Origin of the sequence: Corynebacterium urinipleomorphum (assembly GCF_900155535.1) — a bacterium.
Lineage (GTDB): Bacteria > Actinomycetota > Actinomycetes > Mycobacteriales > Mycobacteriaceae > Corynebacterium > Corynebacterium urinipleomorphum.
On the sequence record NZ_LT706962.1, the window covers coordinates 257,079 to 274,199 of the forward strand.

Consider the following 17,121-nt stretch of genomic DNA (forward strand, 5'->3'; position numbering starts at 1 on the left):
GGACGCGACAACCGCGGCGGCGGCCGCGACCGCGGCTGGCGCGACTAAGCCGCTGCTTCAGGTCGCTCTACAACGGCCATGAATACGTAAGCGCCCCTGTCCCGCACCACGTAGGTGGTGGGAGAGGGGCGCTTTACTGTTCCATGCGAATGCCATGCGATGCTGGCATTCGGGGAGCGCCGTGGCCTGTGGTGTTATGCCGGGGTGGGCAGGAACATCAGGATCAGGACCAGGAACCACAGCAAGGAGAAGATTCCGGCACCGGCGGCGGCCTTGACGCGGGCGGAGTCGAAGTCGGTGGCCACATCGCGCGGGTCGGCGTCAGCCGGGGGAAGGGCGCCGAGACTGCCCATCATCTTGCGCTGCTGCGGAATGACCATGGCGAACAGGAAACCCCAGGCGAGGACGCTCAGGACAATCGCGGTGTGCATCCAGTAGTTGGACTTGTAGGTCTCCCAGTCGAAGGCGAGCAGGGCGCCACCGAGCAGCGGCACCAGCAGGGAGATCATGCCGTAGGTGGTGGATGTGCGGTGCAGGAAGGACGCGCGGCCGACGGCCTCCTCCGAACCGGAATTAGCTTGCTGGGCGGCTTTGGGGAACGCGGACACTGCCACGGTGACCGGGCCGATCAGCAGGACAGCAGCGGCAACGTGCAGGAAAAGCATGAATGTTGTCATGGCACTTCACTCTACGGAATGCAGCGGAATTGTCCCACCCGAAACGAAGGGAGCGATCAGGCCGCGTACACCGGAGCACTGGCGGCGCATAGCCCGCACGTCGGGCTTCGGGAGCGCAAGGTCGTACTTCCTGGCGATGGCTGCGATGCGCCGGGCATAGGAGCATCGGGCACTGGTGTCAGGTGGGAGCCACTCGCTGGGCAAGGCGTCGGACTTGGCCTGGTTCGCGGTGCGTGAGGTCACCACCAGGTTGAGCGGGTCGTTGGCGAAGGCCAGGCGCTTGTCCTCCGGCCACGCATGGGCGCCGGAGTCCCAGGCGGCGCGCAGGGGAATTATATGGTCGATCTCCACGTCGGCCGGGTCGAGCAGCTCTCCCGTGTACGGGTCGGTGAATGGTGGGGTAGCGGCCATGTCCCATTGGCGGTAGGGGATGGTGCACCTGTCCACCTCCCATGCGCTGGCCATGACTGCCTCGCGCGTGGTGCAGCCGTTGCGCTGCATGCCCCATCCGTCGCCGAAGAAGCTGCGCTCGTAGCCCAGGACGGTGTGGCGGGGGTGGGGGCTGACGGGGACGTCGACAAGCGAGCTCGGCGTGGGGAACGGCACGACCGCAACTGTGGCGATGATGAGGGCGCAAAGGTACGCGCGGAAACGTGTCATGCCTTATTGGACTGCGGTGGGCGTGCGCGGGTTCCCCGCCGGGCATGAAAAAGGGGATGCGGGCGGCGGTGAGGCCGCGCATCCCCGTCTTCGGGTCAGGCGTTTAGCGCTGGGTGCTCTTCAGAGCGTCGTCGAAGCTGTTGTCCGGGTGCGCCATGGCGTAGTCGAAGACGGCGCCTGCGCGGTCGAACTCCGCCTCGGAGGCCGGGTCCGGCTTGGTGGCCAGGGACACGGCGATAAGGGCGATGGTGGCGAAGAGGACACCCGGGACCATCTCGTAGATCAGCTCGGAGGTGGCCGGGACGTAGCCCCAGATCATCACGGTCAGCGCACCGACGACCATGCCGGCCATCGCACCCTGGGCGGTGAGGCGGCGCCAGAACAGGGAGGCCACCACGACAGGGCCGAAGGCGGCGCCGAATCCGGCCCACGCGAAGCCGACCAGGCCCAGGATGGTGTCAGACGGGTTGAGCGCCATGAGGATAGCCACCACGGCGACGAGAATAACCATGGCGCGGGATGCGATGAGCAGCGTGCGGCTGGACAGCTCTTTCTTGGTCAGGCCGCGGAAGAGGTCTTCGATCAGCGCGGAGGACGTGACCAGCAGCTGAGAGGACATGGTGGACATGATCGCGGCTAACACAGCGGTGAGGACCAGGCCGGCGAACAGCGGGTGGAACAGGACGTAGGTCATGTCCAGGAAGATCGTTTCAAAGCCTTCGCGGTCGGTGACGAAGTGCTCGGTCTGGCCGAAGAAGCTCGCGCCGATGATGGCGGTGAACACGGCGCCGACGTAGCAGATGCCCACCCAGATCATGCCGGCGTTGCGGCCCGCGCGGGCCTCGGACGGGCTGCGCAGCGCCATGAAGCGGGTGACAATGTGCGGCTGGCCCATGTAGCCGAAGCCCCAGGCCAGGTTGCCGATGATGGTGGCCGCGGACACCCCGGCGAAGAAGTTGAAGAACGTCGGGTTGCCGTCCGGGTGGGGGCCGTACGGGTTGTCCAGCGGGTAGGAGAAGATGTCGCCGGGGTTGTCGATGGCGAACAGGGCCATGATCGGAACGATGATCAGCGCGGCGAACATGAGCAGGCCCTGCGCGACGTCGGTGTAGGACACAGCGAAGAAGCCGCCGATGAAGGTGTACAGGACGGTGATCGCACCGACGATCAGCATGCCCCACACGTAGTCGCCGCGGAAGGTGGACTCGAAGTAGCGTCCGCCGGCGACCATGCCGGAGGAGACGTAGAAGGTGAAGAAGAAGATGATGATCGCGGCGGCAATGATGCGCAGTGCGCGCGACTGGTCGTGCGTGCGGTTCTCAAAGAAACTCGGCAAGGTGATCGAGTTGTTGGCCACCTCGGAGTAGGCGCGCATGCGGGGCGCGACCCACTGCCAGTTCGCCCACGCGCCGAGGAAGAGGCCGATGACGATCCACAGCTCACTCATGCCGGAGACGAACAGTGCGCCGGGCAGGCCCATCAGCAGCCAGCCGGACATGTCCGAGGCACCGGCGGAAATTCCGGCGACGAACGGGGGAAGGTCGCGCCCGCCGATGACGTAGTCGCCGTACTGGGTGGTTTTGCGCCACCCGTAGTAGCCGATGGCCACCATCAATCCGAAGTAGATGACCACCGCGATGATCATCCAGGTGTTCTCGGACATTGCATCTCCTTTGCAGTTCTTCAAGACCGTAGCTTTTTCAAGGCTCGTGGTTGTCAGAAGCAAGGCTTAAGGATAACGTACGGCTGCACCCAGGGTGCGCGTATGCACTTTTGGGTTGGGTGGTGGTGTCCGCCACCGGTGGTAGAAAAGAAGTTATGCCTAAATTCCTTCTGCACGGCCTGTGGCTGCCCGCCACGGGACTCAACCTGTGGGTTGAGCGTGTGGACGGACACAAGATCCTCATGCCGTCGCAAGTGCCCAAAGGCACGTTTCCGCCGGTAGTAGAGAATATGCTGCAGGATTCGCAGTTCCGGCGGCGCGATTCCATCACCCTGCAAACGCCGCGGGGAAAGCAGGTGCAACTGCGCGCGCCCACAGCGGCATTCTCGCCCGAGGACACAGTGGCGTTTCTGAGCAGTATCGCGCTTCTCGACGACGCGTCGCCCGCCGCCACCTCCGCACAACGCGAGTCCATCGCCCCGGATTTGTACTGGATCATCCGCCTGTACACGGGGCTGACGCGGTTCGTCCGCGCCGGGCGGGTGAGCATCCGCGTCCGCCCGGCGGACGGCATGTGGTTCCCCGAGTGGCAGCTGGGCACCGGCCTGGAGGAGCGCGGCTGGCTGGCGTCCATGGTGGCGGCGGCCCCCGGCGTGATCACAGCGAACAACCTGAACCTGGGCGAGAACGTGTCCACCACGCTGGTCCACTGGATTGCTAGCGCGCACCTGTCCCACTTGAAGGAGCAGACCCGTGCGTACCCGTGGCACGATTTCGCCGACGCCCTGCTGAACTCGCAGGCACTGCGCCGCGGTGGGTCGAGCGTGTCCAAGCAGATCGCGCACTGGAATGGCTCGATCACCGCGGTGAACGTGCAACTGGTCTTCATCGTGGAGGAGCCCGCGGACCCAGTGAAGCTGGCGGAAGAAGCGGACCCCGCCGGCGCGATGCTCAGTGAGCTGGCGGACATCACTGGCCCTGCCGGCTCTGCCCGAGGCGTGAAGGGCGCGCCGATGGATCCGGCGACAGTGCAGTGGCCCGTGCGTGCCCAGGTCCGCGCGGGCACCGACGCGCCCCGGCCGATCCACTTAGACGAGGTGGATGTGGCGGCCTTGTCCAGCCTGCGCGACCAGCTCCGCCGCGCCGTGGAAGTCACGGACCTGGTGGACCCGGAAGCCCACCCGCGCCTGCCGCAGACACCGCTGACTGGCCGTGACGGCGACTGGGACGCGTACCTGAGCACCGACGAGCTGATGCAGCTAGTGGCGCGCGACGCCACACGCCTGCAAATGAAAGGCATCACCGTCATGCTGCCGCGGTCCTGGCAGCGGATGGAAACGACGGCGAAGCTCACTGTCGGCTCGCAGAATGACGGCGACGACGGCGCCACCACCCGCCACTTCGGATTCGAGCAGCTCGTCTCATACGACTGGTCCATCTCTGTCGGCGACACCGAGCTGACCCCAGAGGAGATGCGCCAGCTGATCAACTCCAAGTCCGGCTTGATCCAGCTGCGCGGGCAGTGGGTGATGGCGGACGCGCGCTCGCTGGCCAAGTCCCGCAAATACATCGAGTCGCTTTCGGAGAAGGAAGTCGAAGACGGTGTGATCACCGCCGAGGAGCTGCGCCAGCTCGCGCTTGAGGCGGCCGCGGAAGCGGAGGGCGGGGCGCTGGAGATCGCCGGCGACGTCGATTCGCCCGCCTGGATGGACGCGCTCATCGGCGGCACCGACCGTCCGGCACCGGACCGCCAGCCAATCCCGGACACCGTCACGGTGGAGCTGCGCGACTACCAGCGCCGCGGCGTGGACTGGCTGTACTTCATGTCCCGCAACCAGCTCGGCGCTGTGCTCGCCGACGATATGGGTCTGGGCAAGACGCTCCAGCTCCTGGCGCTCCTCGCCGTCGAGGAAGCCAACGGTGTGAAGACAGGCCCCACGCTCGTCGTCGCGCCCACGTCCGTCGTGGGCAACTGGGCACGGGAGGCCGCGCGCTTCGTCCCCGGCATGCGCATCGGGGTGCACCACGGTCAAGGCCGCCTCAAAGGGGATGCCCTCGTCGAGGAGATCGGGCAGCTCGATGTGCTGATCACCTCCTACGGCGTGGTCTCACGCGATTACAAGCAGCTGGGGCGCGTCGAGTGGGACCACGTGGTGCTCGATGAGGCGCAGGCGATCAAGAATGCGTCCACGAGGGCGTCGCAAAGCGTGCGTGCGATCGGCGCGCGCCACCGCATCGCGCTGACAGGCACCCCCGTGGAGAACCGCTTGGCGGAGCTGCGCAGCCTGCTCGATTTTGTCAATCCCGGCATCCTGGGATCGCAAAGTTTTTTCCGCAACCACTTCGCCAAAGCCATTGAGACGCGCCGGGACGAGCGGCTCGCCGACGAAATGCAGGACCGCCTGCAGCGCCTCACCGCGCCGTTCGTGCTGCGCAGGCTGAAGACGGATCCGGCGATCATCTCGGACCTGCCGGAAAAGAGCGAGCAAGTGGTCACCGTGGACATGACCGACGAGCAAGTGGCGCTGTACACCGCACTCGTCGAGTCAATGAAAAAGGAGCTGGAGCAGCGTACAGGCATGGCGCGCAAGGGGCTCGTGCTGTCCACCATCACGCGCATCAAGCAGATCTGCAACCACCCTGCGCACTTCCTCGGCGACGGCTCGCCCGTGACCATCAAAGGCAAGCACCGCTCCGGCAAGGTGCAGAAGCTTTTGCAGCTTATCGACGAAGCCGTGGAAACCGACCAGCGCGTCCTCGTCTTCACCCAGTACAAGGCCTTCGGCGACATCCTTCAGCCCTACCTGAGCGACCGGCTGGGACAGGCCATCCCGTTCCTGCACGGCGGGGTGTCCAAATCCGCCCGCGACGCCATGGTGGACCAGTTCCAGGACCCGAACGGCCCCCGCGCCATGATTCTGTCGCTGCGCGCCGGCGGCACCGGCCTGAACCTCACCGCCGCCTCCATGGTCATCCACATGGACCGCTGGTGGAACCCGGCTGTGGAGAACCAGGCCACGGACCGCGCCTACCGCATCGGGCAATCGAAGAATGTGCAGGTGTACAAGATGATCACCCGCGGCACGATGGAGGAGTCCATCCAGGACATCCTCGCCGGCAAGCTCCAGCTCGCCGGCGCCGTTGTGGGGGAGGGCGAAGGCTGGATCACCGAGCTGGACACCGAAGACCTGGCTACGCTCATGAGCTACCGGACCAGCGAGTAGGGGAGGAGAAGGAAAAGACATGCCGCGGCCGCAGCTGGACAACGTCACGTGGGTCAATTTCGGCTCCCGCCAAAAGGTGGGGAGTGCAGCGGAGACCACCACGCCGCACGACGCGTCCGAGACCACTCGCTCGCAGATTCTGCGCTACAACGAGGCGGCGCGCACCATCTACCGCGCCGCGGTGCAGAGCGCAGACCAGGGGCGTTTCGCACGTGGCCGCAATTACGCCGACCAGGGCAACGTGCTGGAGCTGCGCGCCGAGCACGGCCGCTTCACCGCCACTGTCGCTGGCTCCCAGAACGAGCCGTTCACCACCCTGGTCATCCTACCGTACCGCGATGCCGCCACCATCCGCGAGGCCCTGGGGATCATGTCGCGCAACGCGAACGCGCTCGCGGAGGTCCGCAACGGCATTTTCAGCCGCGAGCTGCTGGACTGCCTCTTCGCCGCCGAGGACGAGAAGATCCGCTTCCGCTGCGACTGCCCGGACGACTCCCGGGTGTGCAAGCACGGCGTTGCCGCCGCCATTAAGGCAGCCGAGCTTATCGACGCCGACCCCACCCTCCTCTTCCGCCTCCGCAACCTCGACCTGAACACGTTGGAGCGGCAGCTCCGCGAATCCGCCGGTGAGCGAGCAAAAGAATCCGCGAAGGAGGGGTCCGAATTCTTCTGGGACGGCCACGTCCTCCCGCACTTGCCGGATCCGAAGATCGCCCCGATGATCGAGGACTCTGATCTGGACCTGCTGCACAAGGCGATGCAGACCATCTCCTTCACCAACATCGACCAGCTGCGCGCCGTGTCCGATCTGGAGGACCTGTACGACGAGCTGACACGCCGTTGACCGAACGCGCGTTCGCCCGCATCAGCCCACGTCAACGACATGGTTCACTGCGGGTGGTAGTACTAGCAGCATGACCTCGAGCCCACAGTCAGCCACATCTGCCGGCACGCAGCACGTCACCTTCATTCATTCCTCCGATTTCCAGCTGGGCATGACCCGCTGGTTCCTGGATGACGATGCGCAGTCGCGTTTCGACGATTCACGCCTCCGCGCGATCAGGCGCCTCGGCGACCTGGCGACCGAGACTGGCGCCGAGTTCATCGTTGTCGCCGGCGATGTCTTCGATGCCAACGCGTTGAAAGCCCAGACCATGGACCGCGCTTTGGAGGAGCTCGATGCTTTGCCCGTGCCGGTCTACCTGCTGCCCGGTAATCACGACCCGCTGGTCCCCGGTGCAGCGCTGGAACGCGCCGGGCAGCGCGACAACATCACGGTGCTCGCGGATTCCACCCCTGTGGAAGTCCGCCCTGGTGTGGAAATCGTCGGCGCTCCGCTGTTGGCCCGATACGCCACCGAGGACCTCGCGGCCGCAGCACTCGCCGGACTCGAATCGACCGACTCCATCCGCATTCTCGTCGCCCACGGCCAGTGCGAGGACCGCAGCGGCGACAATAAGCCCGACCGGATCGACCTGCCCGGACTCGAAGCCGCACTGAATGCCGGCACCATCGACTACGTGGCTATGGGCGACACCCACTCCGCCGGACCTGTGGGGACGAGCGGCCGTGTGTGGTTCTCCGGCGCGCCCGAGGTCACCGACTTCCACGACCGCCGCGAGGGCGTCGAAGGCGGAGAGGTCAACTCCGGCAAGGCGCTGGTGGGGGAGGTGGAGAAAGAGTCCGCAGCCACCGCCCACGTGAGCGTGGGTGAGCGCGTTGTCGGCGAGTGGACCTTCGACGCCCTGCACTTCGAGGTCGCCGACGCCGCCGATGTGGATGCGCTCCTGGAGCGCCTCGAGTCCTACCCGGAGAAAGCCCGCACGGTGGTCAAATACTCCATCGCTGGCACCCTCGGACTGGAGGCCACCCGGGCCCTCGAGGAGGGAATCGCCGCCAAGGAGAATGTCTTCGGTGCCCTTTTTGAGCGCGAGCGACTCATGGACCTCCACCTGGAGCCCAGCGATGAGGAGCTGGCCAACCTGCCGTTGACCGGATACGCCCGCGACGCGATGTCCTCGCTGTTGGACATGGCTGCCGCACCGTTCGGCGCTGAGCCCGCCCGCGACGCCGTCAACCTGTTGTTCCGTCTGAGCAAGGAGCCGAACTAATGCGCATCCACTCCCTGATAATCGACAACGTCCGCGCTGTCGAGCACCTGGAACTCACCGACCTGCCGGACACCGGTGTCATCCTCATCCACGGCGACAACGAGGCCGGCAAGTCGACGATCCTCGACGCCCTCGACGCTGTGCTTACCGTCAAGCACGACTCGTCCGCCGCGAAGATCCGTGCGCTGTACCCCATCGGCCGCGACGAGCAGCCCGAGGTCACGCTCGGCGCCACCATCGGCCCATACACCTTCACCGTGCACAAGCGCTTCGGCAAAGGCGCGAAAGGCAAAGCCGAGCTATCCATCACCGCGCCCCGCCGCGAGGAGCTGACGGGGGAGCAGGCCCACAACCGCTTGAACGAGATCCTCGCCGAGCACGTCGACCAAGAGCTTTTTGACGCGTTGTTTCTCCGCCAAGGCGCCTTCACCGAGACCATCGAGGCCGCCGGCATTCCGTCGTTCACCCGGGCACTGGAAGCCTCCGGCACTGACCCGGATGCGACGGCTGAGGGCCTGCACGATGACTCCGGGCTGATACAGCGCGTCGAAGCCGAGTTCGGCCGCTATTTCACTGCCAAAGGCAACGACAAACAGGTGCTCACCGCCGCCGACAAGGCTGTTTCCGAGGCCGAGGACGCTGTGCGCGAGGCGGAGGCGAACCTCGACGCGTATGAGCGCGACGTCGACGAATTCGCCCAGTGCGAAGCCACCATGGCGGGCATCGCCGCCGAACTTCCCGCCGCCGAGGAGGAACTCGCGGAACGCGAAAAGGATGCCGCTGCTGCCGCTGAGCTGGCGGGCAAACTCGATGCCGCTCAAGAAAAAGCCGCCCGCGCCGCCGTGGACGTCGAGCGCGCCGGGGAGGACCTCGAGCGCCGCGCCGCCCTCGTCGTCCGCGTCGAAGAGGTCGAGGCGGAACTCGCCGCGGTCACCGAAGAGCTCGAGCCTGCTCGCGAACGCGACCGCGCCGAAGCAGAGGCAGTGGCCGAGAAAGAGGAAGCCCACGCGCACGCACGCGAGAAGGAGACTGCCGCCCGCACGACACTTGCCGATGCCGAGCGTGCGCTTGCAGCAGCCCAAGCGAAGCTGCGCTTAGACGCGCTCGCCGACACCGTTTCGCGTCTGGGCGACGCCGACGACGACATTGCCCGCCTGCGCGAGGCCGTCCCGGAGCGACCCGTCACCGATGACGATGTCCGCGCGCTGGAAACCGCCGCGAACGAGGTCGCTCTTCAGCGCCGCCTCCGCGACGCGGCTGCCGCACGCGTCGATGTGGCTGGTCCCGCAGGCACCGTCATCACCGTCGACGGCGCAGAACACGAAATCGGCGGCGACGATGATGCCGTCGCGCTTCACCATGGCACCGAGCTGACCATCGGCGATGTCACGCTGACCTACCGTGCCGCCGCAGGCACCGACACCGCCAACGACGCTCTGGATGCTGCCGAAGCGGAGCTCGCCCGACTCACCGCAGCGATCGGGTGCGAAGACGTGGCCGGTGCCCGCGCGCTGCGCGACGTCCACCGCGAGTCCGCAGCCGCTCTCACGGCGGCGCTCGATCGCCGACGGGATATCCTCCGCGGGCGCGACGCCGATGTGGTCCGCCACGACCATGCACGGCTGGCCGAACTCGTCGAAGAGAACTCCGATTCCGCAGAACTCGACATCGACTCCGCCGCAGCCGCAGTGGAGGACGCCCGTGCTGAGGTGGAGGACGCCGCGCAGGCAGTGCACGATTTGGCTCTGGCGCTGGTGCAATTGCGCACCAAGCCTGAACACGCGAAACTCGTTGCGCTCGAGGCCCAGGTCGCCGGACTCACCTCCACCGCCGAAGGCACCCGGTCCGATCTCGCCGCAGCGCGGGAGAAGATCGATGACGACGCTTTGGCCGCCACCCGCGACGCTGTCGTCACCGCCAGCGACACCGCGGCTGCCGAGGTAGCTGCCGTCGCCGACGAGGTGGCGCAGGCCGATCCGAAGCAAGCTGAAAGCCTCCGTGACGGTGCGCGCAACCGCGTGGACAACTTGACCAAGCGCTACAACACCGCCAGGGACCGCCGTCTGCAGCTGGAATCTCGCGTCACCAGCGCTGAGGGCGAAGGGGAGAAGCTCGACGCTGCCCGCTCCGCGCTCGAGGTCGCCCGCGTGACGCGCGACCGGCTGCGCAGGAAAGCCGACGCAGTCAAGCTGCTGCGCGAAACACTCGTAGCCCACCGCGACGCCGCCCGCGCGAAATACGCGGCACCGTTCGCGCAAGCGCTGCAGCGCTACGCCAGCCAAGTCTTCGGCCCGGGCACCGAGTTCACGCTCGATGATGCCCTGCAGGTGCAAGCCCGCACCGTCGGTAGCACCACCGTCGACTTGGCCCAGCTCTCCGGCGGCGCGAAAGAGCAGATGGCGCTGCTCACTCGGTTCGCCATCGCTGACATGGTCGCGGGCGGGGATTCCGCCGACACCCATGTGCCTGTCGTCGTCGATGATGCTCTGGGAGCAACCGACCCGCAGCGTCTCGCACTCATGAACGCGTTGTTTTCCCAAGTGGGGGAGAACTCGCAAGTGTTCGTGCTCACGTGCTTCCCGCAACGGTTCGACCGTGTCGCAGCCGCCCGCAGCGCCTCGATCCAGGAACTCAAAGCGCCCCGCTAGGGTCGAATACTCATGGTCCCGGTGCTGGCAGGTTTGATTTCCAGGTGGTGGCCGCTTTTAGTAACCTCGGCATCATGACGGCAGAACCCCGCTGGTTGAGCGATGACGAGCAGTCTTTTTGGCGGCTTTTGATCGCAACTCGCACGACGCTCATGCGCGTCGTGGAGGACTCCCTGCTCGCCAGCTCTGGCCTGTCCAGCCCCGAGTACGCCGCTCTCGTCGTCTTGTCTGAAGCTGAAGGGCAGCAACTGCGCTTGCGCGACCTCTGCTCGGCGCTCGGGTGGGACCGCTCCCGCACCTCCCACCAAGTCACGCGTATGGAGCGCCGGGATCTGGTGACCAAGGAGAAGAGCCCGGGCGACGGGCGCGGGGTCTTGGTCCGGCTCACTGAGAACGGAATGCAGCGTCTTGAGCGTGCAGTGCCCGACCACGTTGAGACTGTCCGCCGCGCAGTGTTCGACCACCTCGACCCAGAGGATATGCCTGCAATTCGGCGTTTCTTCGAGGGAATTCTGTCTGCGGAGGAAATCGCGGCGAAAACTCCCGACGAGTAGTTCCGGCACCGTTCTGGCTGCCATTCTGCTGCTTAGCTGTGAGTTCGTTGTCGCCACCGGTGAGTCGGGGTTGAATGGATGTGGTTAGAGGAACCCGTTCCATCAATGAGTGAAGCGTCCTGGTTTTTGTTCCGCTTATTTAACGCCCAACGTTTGAGCGTCTGATCGTTGATAGTAGGCGTCCTCCATCTCCTGTGGAGTGATATATCCCAGGGATTGATGAAGTCGCTGGTTGTTCCACCAGTGCACCCAGCGAAGGGTGGCGATCTCGACTTCACCGACCGATGCCCACGGCCGGTGGGGATAAATCAGCTCTGTTTTGTAGAGCCCGTTGACCGTTTCAGCCAACGCGTTGTCATAGGAGTCGCCGACGGTGCCGACAGACGGATCGATACCTGCCTGGGTGAGCGCTTCACCGTAACGGATCGAGACATACTGCGAGCCGCGGTCACTGTGGTGGACAAGCCCTTCTGAGCGAAGATCACCAGCGTGATACAGGGCGTGCTCAAAGGCCTCCAACGGCAGTTCATCGGTACGCATGCTCGCCCGAGTCGCCACACCGACGATCTTCCTGGAGTACACATCGGTGATAAACGCGGTGTAGGCAAAACCAGACAAGGTGCGCACATAGGTGATGTCAGCGACCCACAACCGGTGCGGCGCGGGTGCAGTGAAGTCACGGTTGACCAGGTCAGGGCGGCAATCCGGCACGTTGGCCCGAAGCGTTGTCATCGGTGTGCGGCCACGCCTGCGGCCTTGAATACCAGCTTGCTTCATCAAACGCGCGGTCTGATCACGACCGATGTTCCAGCCGGCGCGCTGCATAGCCTTCCACATCTTGCGGACCCCGTAGACGCTGAAGTTGTCCTCGTAGACCCTCACCAATTCAGGAATAAGCAGCGCATCTGACAAACTCCTCGCCGACGGCGCTCGTGCTTTCGCTGCTCGGTAACCGCGAGAGGTGATGAACCCACATTCTGTCTCTTTCAAGGTGCGACAGATAGCCTCGACCCCGAAGCGATCGCGATACGCATCGATGTATTCGATCATCTTCTGGTGGGACGGTCGAGTTCCGCCGCGAAAAAAGCTGACGCGGTTTTCAAGATCTCGTTAGCCCTGCGTAGCTCCTTAATCTCTTTCCGGAGCCGCTTCAGCTCGTCAGCCGCTGACTCGCCGGCGCCAATCTCAACATCGGACGAGGCCATATTCGGCTTCAACCAATCGTTGAGCGTGTGCGCTGGAATGCCGAGCTTTTCACCGATCTCTACGGCTGCACCCCATTTCGAACACCCTTCGAGCTCAACGAGATCCTCAGCCAAACGCACTGCCTTGGCCTTGAACTCGTCACTGTACTTCCTTGGCATGATTCCAATCCTTCTCTAGAAATGATCGGAACTAAACCCAGGACACTTCAGAGGGAGGACCCGATATGTCCACACCGACCAACCCGAACGACAATAACCAGGGCAACATCAACCCGAACCCGTACCCGAACCAGGGCCCTGTGAACCCGGGCGCGTACCAGCAGGGCCAGGAACCGCTGGGGTCCCGTAAGCTGCACCGCTCGGCCAACAACCGCATGCTCGGCGGAGTCTGCGGCGGCATCGCCGAGACCTATAACCTCGATCCCACACTTGTCCGCGTCATTTTCGTCGCGCTGACTCTCCTCGGGTTCTCCGGGATCCTGCTGTACATCATCTGCTGGATTGTCATTCCGGACTACCGCTACTAACCAACAGTTCAAACACATGAAACGGCGGTGCAGGCTGTAAAACCTGCACCCCCGGTTCAGTCTTGCGCGCGGCAGCGGGCGTTAGGCGCGCTTGATGCCGGAGCCCTCGATCTCGATGGCGATCTTCTCGCCGACCAGTGCGCCGCCGGAGTTCAGCGGAGCGTCGAAGTCGATGCCGAAGTCCTTGCGGTTGATGGTGGTGGACGCCTCGAAGCCCAGGCGGGTGTTGCCGAACGGGTCTTCCTCAACACCGAAGGTCTCTACGTCGAGAGTGACGGGCTTGGTCGTGCCCTTGATGGTCAGGTCGCCGGTGACGGTGCCGTTGCCGGAAGCGTCGACGTCGAAAGAGGCGGAAGCGAACGTCATCTGCGGGAACTTCTCCACGTCGAAGAAGTCCTCGCCCTTGATGTGCGCGTCGCGGTCCTCGTTGCGCGTATCGACGGACCCCGTCACCACCGTTGCCTCCACCTTGCTGTCAGCCGGGTTCTCCTGGTTGGCGGTAAGAGTAGCGGTGAAATCGGTGAACTCGCCGCGGACCTTGGTCACCATTGCATGGCGGACGGTGAATCCCACGGAGGAGTGGGCGGTGTCGAGATCGTAAATGCCGCTGAAGTTGGACGGGTTAGTCACGAGCAATGCTCCTTTAGTTTCGGTTCAGATTTAATGTTTCGTTGTTGTCACGTCTACGACGCAACGGGTCCCACTATAGAACGCATGATGTAGACACGTCAACAAAATGGGTTCCTGCAGGCGCTCGACGGCCCTGACGCAATTACCGGCTTGGCTTGACGTAGTGATAGATTAATGGGCGCTGTTGAAAGCACTGTCTCCGTAGCTCAGTGGATTAGAGCATCGGTTTCCGGTACCGAAGGTCGCAGGTTCGAATCCTGTCGGGGACACCATTTGACCTGGGGGTTTCACGAAACTGTTCCAATCTTTTCACGAAACCCCGCGCCGGCCGAAGGAAAACGGCCGCGAACACAAAAATGACCCGCTCCGTTCGTTCGGAGGGGTCATTTTTCTCTTCTAAAGCGCCGTTCCTGCGGGTTAAGTAGCAAAAAGTGTGTCTGGTCGGCGTGTCGTCGGTTGGGTGCACTTTTTGTTATTTGAGTGGTCCTTTTCTGATTCCTATCGAGTGTTCGTATTCGGTTGGGATAGCGTTGTCGTAGAAGGCTGGTCGGCCTGTTTGGTGGTCGGCTTTGTTTCGGTCTTCTGGGACGAGATCGGGAACTTTGGCGAGTTGATCTTGTCCATAAGCGCACTGCCTGGCGATCTGTAACGGGTCGTCAGGCAGTTGCGTTTTCGTATGCAAGTACCATTCGAGCATTTTGCGTTGCCGCTCGCCTGATCTGCCGCGGTGGGCATCAGCGATGCGCTTGAGTTGAGCGTTGACGCCACCTTCAAGACTATTGGTGGTCGATGCCCACCGGGCTGGTTCGAGTGCGCCTGGTGGTGGCTGCAGGTAGGTGAATAGCCAGTTGTTGCGCGATAGGTGCAGAAGCGAGTTATATGCCTTGCGTACCCGGATGTGGGTGAATTCCCACTGGTGATTCAGCGTACGACGCTCTTTGGGCACAGGTGTCTTCTCGTTCAAAAAGTCCTTGTAGACCTGGCCGAAGTCGTGCAGGTGTAGTGTCCATTCCCTGGCTTGGTCGAGGTTGGTGATTGTGGTCAGTTTCAACGCGAGTGCGTAGATGGCTTTGCCGGCATCAGTGCGGGGGCGTGCTGTGGTGTAGCGGCGGATGACGCGTTGGGCATGGACAAGACAGCGTTGGATCACAGTGTTGGGCCAGCAGGCTTTGATCGCCGAGTAGGCGCCTTGGCCGCCGTCGAGGACGACGCATAACGGTTCGGCGATACCGCGCAGCAGTTGTGTGTAGGCGTGGGCTGATTCGCCTTTGGCCCAGTGCCAGGCGATGACGTGGTCGAAGCTTGCAGCTACGAGCAGGCAGCCGGCGTCGGTGTAGGTGCCGTCGATGAAGATCTGGTCGTAGACCCGGTTGGGGTCTGGGGTGTTGGGCACATCGATGAGCCAGAACGAGGCGAACCGGCGGTCCAAGGTCCACCTACTGACACCTGCTTGCCTGGCAATGTCTGTCAACGGGGCTGTGCCGGTGACGTAGGTGTGGAACCTGGCGAAGTCGCGGGCGCGGGTCTGGTCGGTACGGCGGCGAGTGAAAGTGGATCCGCAATCTTTGCACCGCCACCTGATAGAGCCTTTGGAGGTGGTGCCGTTCTTCTTCGTTTCCCCATTACATAAGGGGCATCGTGGTCTGTTTGGTGTCACCGGGAAAGCACACCAACACCCGGGTAGCACATGCAGGTGCCATTCCGGTGGATTGAACGAAAAACGGGCCCGAATAAGGTCTGGAACCTAATTCAAGCCCGATTTAGGTAGGTTGAGCAGCGTCAACGATGAAACTCAGACACACATTCTGCTACTTAACCCGTTCCTGCTCGGGTTGTCGCGCAGGATTGTTTAGGAGCGCGGACCCAGCCGGGAAGAGTTTCCGTACTCATTCCGAGCTCGCCGGCGATGCAGAATTCCGCACCGCGAGACGTGTGAGGGTCAGCTTGCCCGTGCAGCACCAGTTCGATGGCGCGCTACTGAACTCAGGGGCGAATTTCGAGGGAGTATGTAGGATTCCTTTTCCAAATTCCCGCCCTCTACTAAACCCGTGGCGAACCAGTAGTGGCGCGTGCACTCAGAGGCTGTGGCCTCGTTCAATTGGTGGCGCGGTTTTTGCAGCGCTCCATGGCGGCCTTGTTGCTGCGATCACACAGGACTGGCTGCGTGTAGTTGTTGGGGTCTGAACCGAGAGGGGTACGCCCGGTCGGGGCTGTGTGGAACACTGTCGCTACGTCAGAGCCCGAAGGCTCCGCCGCTAACGAGGATCACGATGCCGAGGCCTATGAGAACGACGGGAAAGAGGATGTCCTCCCAGCGTTCGAGCACTTCCGCGATCGGGGGGCGGGTGGCGACGAACTTTGCCAGGGCCACCAAGACCGCAACGAGCGCGAGGAAGATAACGCAGTAGGCGACTACTGCGAGAGGTTCCACGCTGAGGAAGACAGGGGTGTAGACACCGATGTTGTCGCCGCCATTGGCAAAAGTGACGCCTGCGACTGTCCCTACGCCGACCTTCTTGCCGGAAACCTTGGCCTCGTCGTCATCGTCGTCATCGTCTCCGCGCCAGGCCTCCCATGCGGCCCAGAGGCCGATGCCCAGCGGGATGAGACCAAAGTATGGAATGGCTGCCGGGGGCAGAAATGCTCCGGCGCCGATGGTCACAAGGATCGCGGCGACGAGGATGCCGGCAAATCCGAGGTACTGGCCGGCCAAAATACGGGCGGTGGTGCCGCTCTGGCCTGCCCCTCGCGCGAAGAAAAGGGAGAGCACGATGATGTCGTCGATGTTGGTAGCTGCGAACAGGCCTATAGCCTGCAAGACCGTGGTGAGCATTACGCGCCCTCCCCAGCTACGTCGCATCCGGGAAGCGAGCAGGCGGGATCCATGCACGGGGCGTCTTCGTCTACTGCCAGGGTGGCATCGACCAGTGTCGTCAGCGCCTGCGCCAGGTGCGGATCGGCAATCTCGTATCGTGTCCGACGACCCTCGGGCTCGGAGACGACGATCCCGCAATCGCGCAGGCATGCCAGGTGGTTGGACACATTCGAGCGTGTCAGGTCCAAAGCTCGAGCCAGTTCCGCCGGGTAAGCGGGATGGTCGAGCAGGGTCAAGATGATCCGCGATCGAGTGGGATCGGCCAGTGCACGACCCAGGCGGTTCATCACGTCGAGACGCGAAGCAATAGTCAGCATGAACTGAACTATACAGCGAGCACTGAACCT

14 protein-coding genes, 1 tRNA gene and 1 other annotated feature are annotated in these 17,121 nt (G+C 63.7%); of the genes, 7 read left to right on the plus strand and 8 right to left on the minus strand.

The window, feature by feature from the left end:
• Positions 1-194: 194 nt before the first annotated feature.
• From CZ338_RS01955 to putP, 3 genes are all read right to left on the minus strand, one after another.
• Positions 195-677 carry a DUF2269 domain-containing protein gene (locus tag CZ338_RS01955; protein ID WP_087116562.1) on the minus strand — a complete coding sequence of 161 codons (483 nt, stop codon included), beginning with the start codon at positions 675-677 and terminating at the stop codon, positions 195-197.
• A 6-nt stretch (positions 678-683) separates the two neighbouring features.
• Positions 684-1,337 carry an HNH endonuclease family protein gene (locus CZ338_RS01960; protein ID WP_087116564.1) on the minus strand — a complete coding sequence of 218 codons (654 nt, stop codon included), beginning with the start codon at positions 1,335-1,337 and terminating at the stop codon, positions 684-686.
• 103 nt (positions 1,338-1,440) lie between these two features.
• Positions 1,441-3,000: a sodium/proline symporter PutP gene (gene putP, locus CZ338_RS01965; RefSeq protein WP_087116566.1), complete on the minus strand. Its 1,560-nt coding sequence runs from the start codon at positions 2,998-3,000 to the stop codon at positions 1,441-1,443.
• 155 nt (positions 3,001-3,155) lie between these two features.
• On the opposite strand from putP, the gene CZ338_RS01970 reads away from it, so the two are divergent.
• From CZ338_RS01970 to CZ338_RS01990, 5 genes are all read left to right on the plus strand, one after another.
• Positions 3,156-6,224, plus strand: coding sequence for a DEAD/DEAH box helicase (locus CZ338_RS01970; RefSeq protein ID WP_087116568.1), 3,069 nt, complete (start codon positions 3,156-3,158; stop codon positions 6,222-6,224).
• Positions 6,225-6,243: 19 nt separating this feature from the next.
• A complete protein-coding gene (locus tag CZ338_RS01975; protein WP_087116570.1) occupies positions 6,244-7,068 on the plus strand; it encodes an SWIM zinc finger family protein in 825 nt (274 codons plus the stop codon).
• Between the two features lie 70 nt (positions 7,069-7,138).
• Positions 7,139-8,335: a metallophosphoesterase family protein gene (locus tag CZ338_RS01980; protein ID WP_087116572.1), complete on the plus strand. Its 1,197-nt coding sequence runs from the start codon at positions 7,139-7,141 to the stop codon at positions 8,333-8,335.
• Positions 8,335-10,983: an AAA family ATPase gene (locus tag CZ338_RS01985; RefSeq protein WP_087116574.1), complete on the plus strand. Its 2,649-nt coding sequence runs from the start codon at positions 8,335-8,337 to the stop codon at positions 10,981-10,983. Before CZ338_RS01980 ends, CZ338_RS01985 begins: the two co-directional genes overlap by 1 nt.
• Before the next feature lie 74 nt (positions 10,984-11,057).
• Positions 11,058-11,537, plus strand: a complete 480-nt coding sequence (locus CZ338_RS01990) for a MarR family winged helix-turn-helix transcriptional regulator (RefSeq protein ID WP_087116787.1) — start codon at positions 11,058-11,060, stop codon at positions 11,535-11,537.
• A 135-nt stretch (positions 11,538-11,672) separates the two neighbouring features.
• Here the strand turns inward: CZ338_RS01990 and CZ338_RS01995 are convergent.
• Positions 11,673-12,901, minus strand: a protein-coding gene (locus tag CZ338_RS01995; RefSeq protein WP_143341226.1) for an IS3 family transposase whose coding sequence is annotated in 2 segments (ribosomal slippage) — positions 11,673-12,625 and positions 12,625-12,901 — 1,230 coding nt in all. Because the reading frame shifts where the segments join, the coding sequence is not laid out codon by codon here.
• Positions 12,527-12,626, minus strand: a sequence feature (AL1L pseudoknot). Its footprint overlaps the gene before it by 100 nt.
• A 65-nt stretch (positions 12,902-12,966) precedes the next feature.
• On the opposite strand from CZ338_RS01995, the gene CZ338_RS11315 reads away from it, so the two are divergent.
• Positions 12,967-13,269 carry a PspC domain-containing protein gene (locus CZ338_RS11315; RefSeq protein WP_204211813.1) on the plus strand — a complete coding sequence of 101 codons (303 nt, stop codon included), beginning with the start codon at positions 12,967-12,969 and terminating at the stop codon, positions 13,267-13,269.
• Between the two features lie 81 nt (positions 13,270-13,350).
• Here CZ338_RS11315 and CZ338_RS02005 read toward each other — a convergent pair whose 3' ends face one another.
• The gene (locus CZ338_RS02005) at positions 13,351-13,899 is read right to left on the minus strand and encodes a YceI family protein (RefSeq protein ID WP_087116575.1); all 549 of its coding nucleotides are present in this window, start codon (positions 13,897-13,899) and stop codon (positions 13,351-13,353) included.
• 195 nt (positions 13,900-14,094) lie between these two features.
• Between CZ338_RS02005 and CZ338_RS02010 the strand changes: the two genes are divergently transcribed.
• Positions 14,095-14,171, plus strand: a tRNA-Arg gene (locus tag CZ338_RS02010).
• A gap of 200 nt (positions 14,172-14,371) precedes the next feature.
• On the opposite strand, the gene CZ338_RS02015 is transcribed toward CZ338_RS02010, so the two are convergent.
• The 3 genes from CZ338_RS02015 to cmtR all read right to left on the minus strand — a co-directional run bounded on the left by CZ338_RS02015 (position 14,372) and on the right by cmtR (position 17,091).
• Complete coding sequence (locus tag CZ338_RS02015; protein WP_087116577.1) at positions 14,372-15,556, minus strand: IS1249 family transposase; 1,185 nt, start codon at positions 15,554-15,556, stop codon at positions 14,372-14,374.
• Between the two features lie 576 nt (positions 15,557-16,132).
• Positions 16,133-16,732: a cadmium resistance transporter gene (locus tag CZ338_RS02020; protein WP_204211815.1), complete on the minus strand. Its 600-nt coding sequence runs from the start codon at positions 16,730-16,732 to the stop codon at positions 16,133-16,135.
• Positions 16,732-17,091, minus strand: coding sequence for a Cd(II)/Pb(II)-sensing metalloregulatory transcriptional regulator CmtR (cmtR, locus tag CZ338_RS02025; RefSeq protein WP_087116789.1), 360 nt, complete (start codon positions 17,089-17,091; stop codon positions 16,732-16,734). Before cmtR ends, CZ338_RS02020 begins: the two co-directional genes overlap by 1 nt.
• Positions 17,092-17,121: the final 30 nt, after the last annotated feature.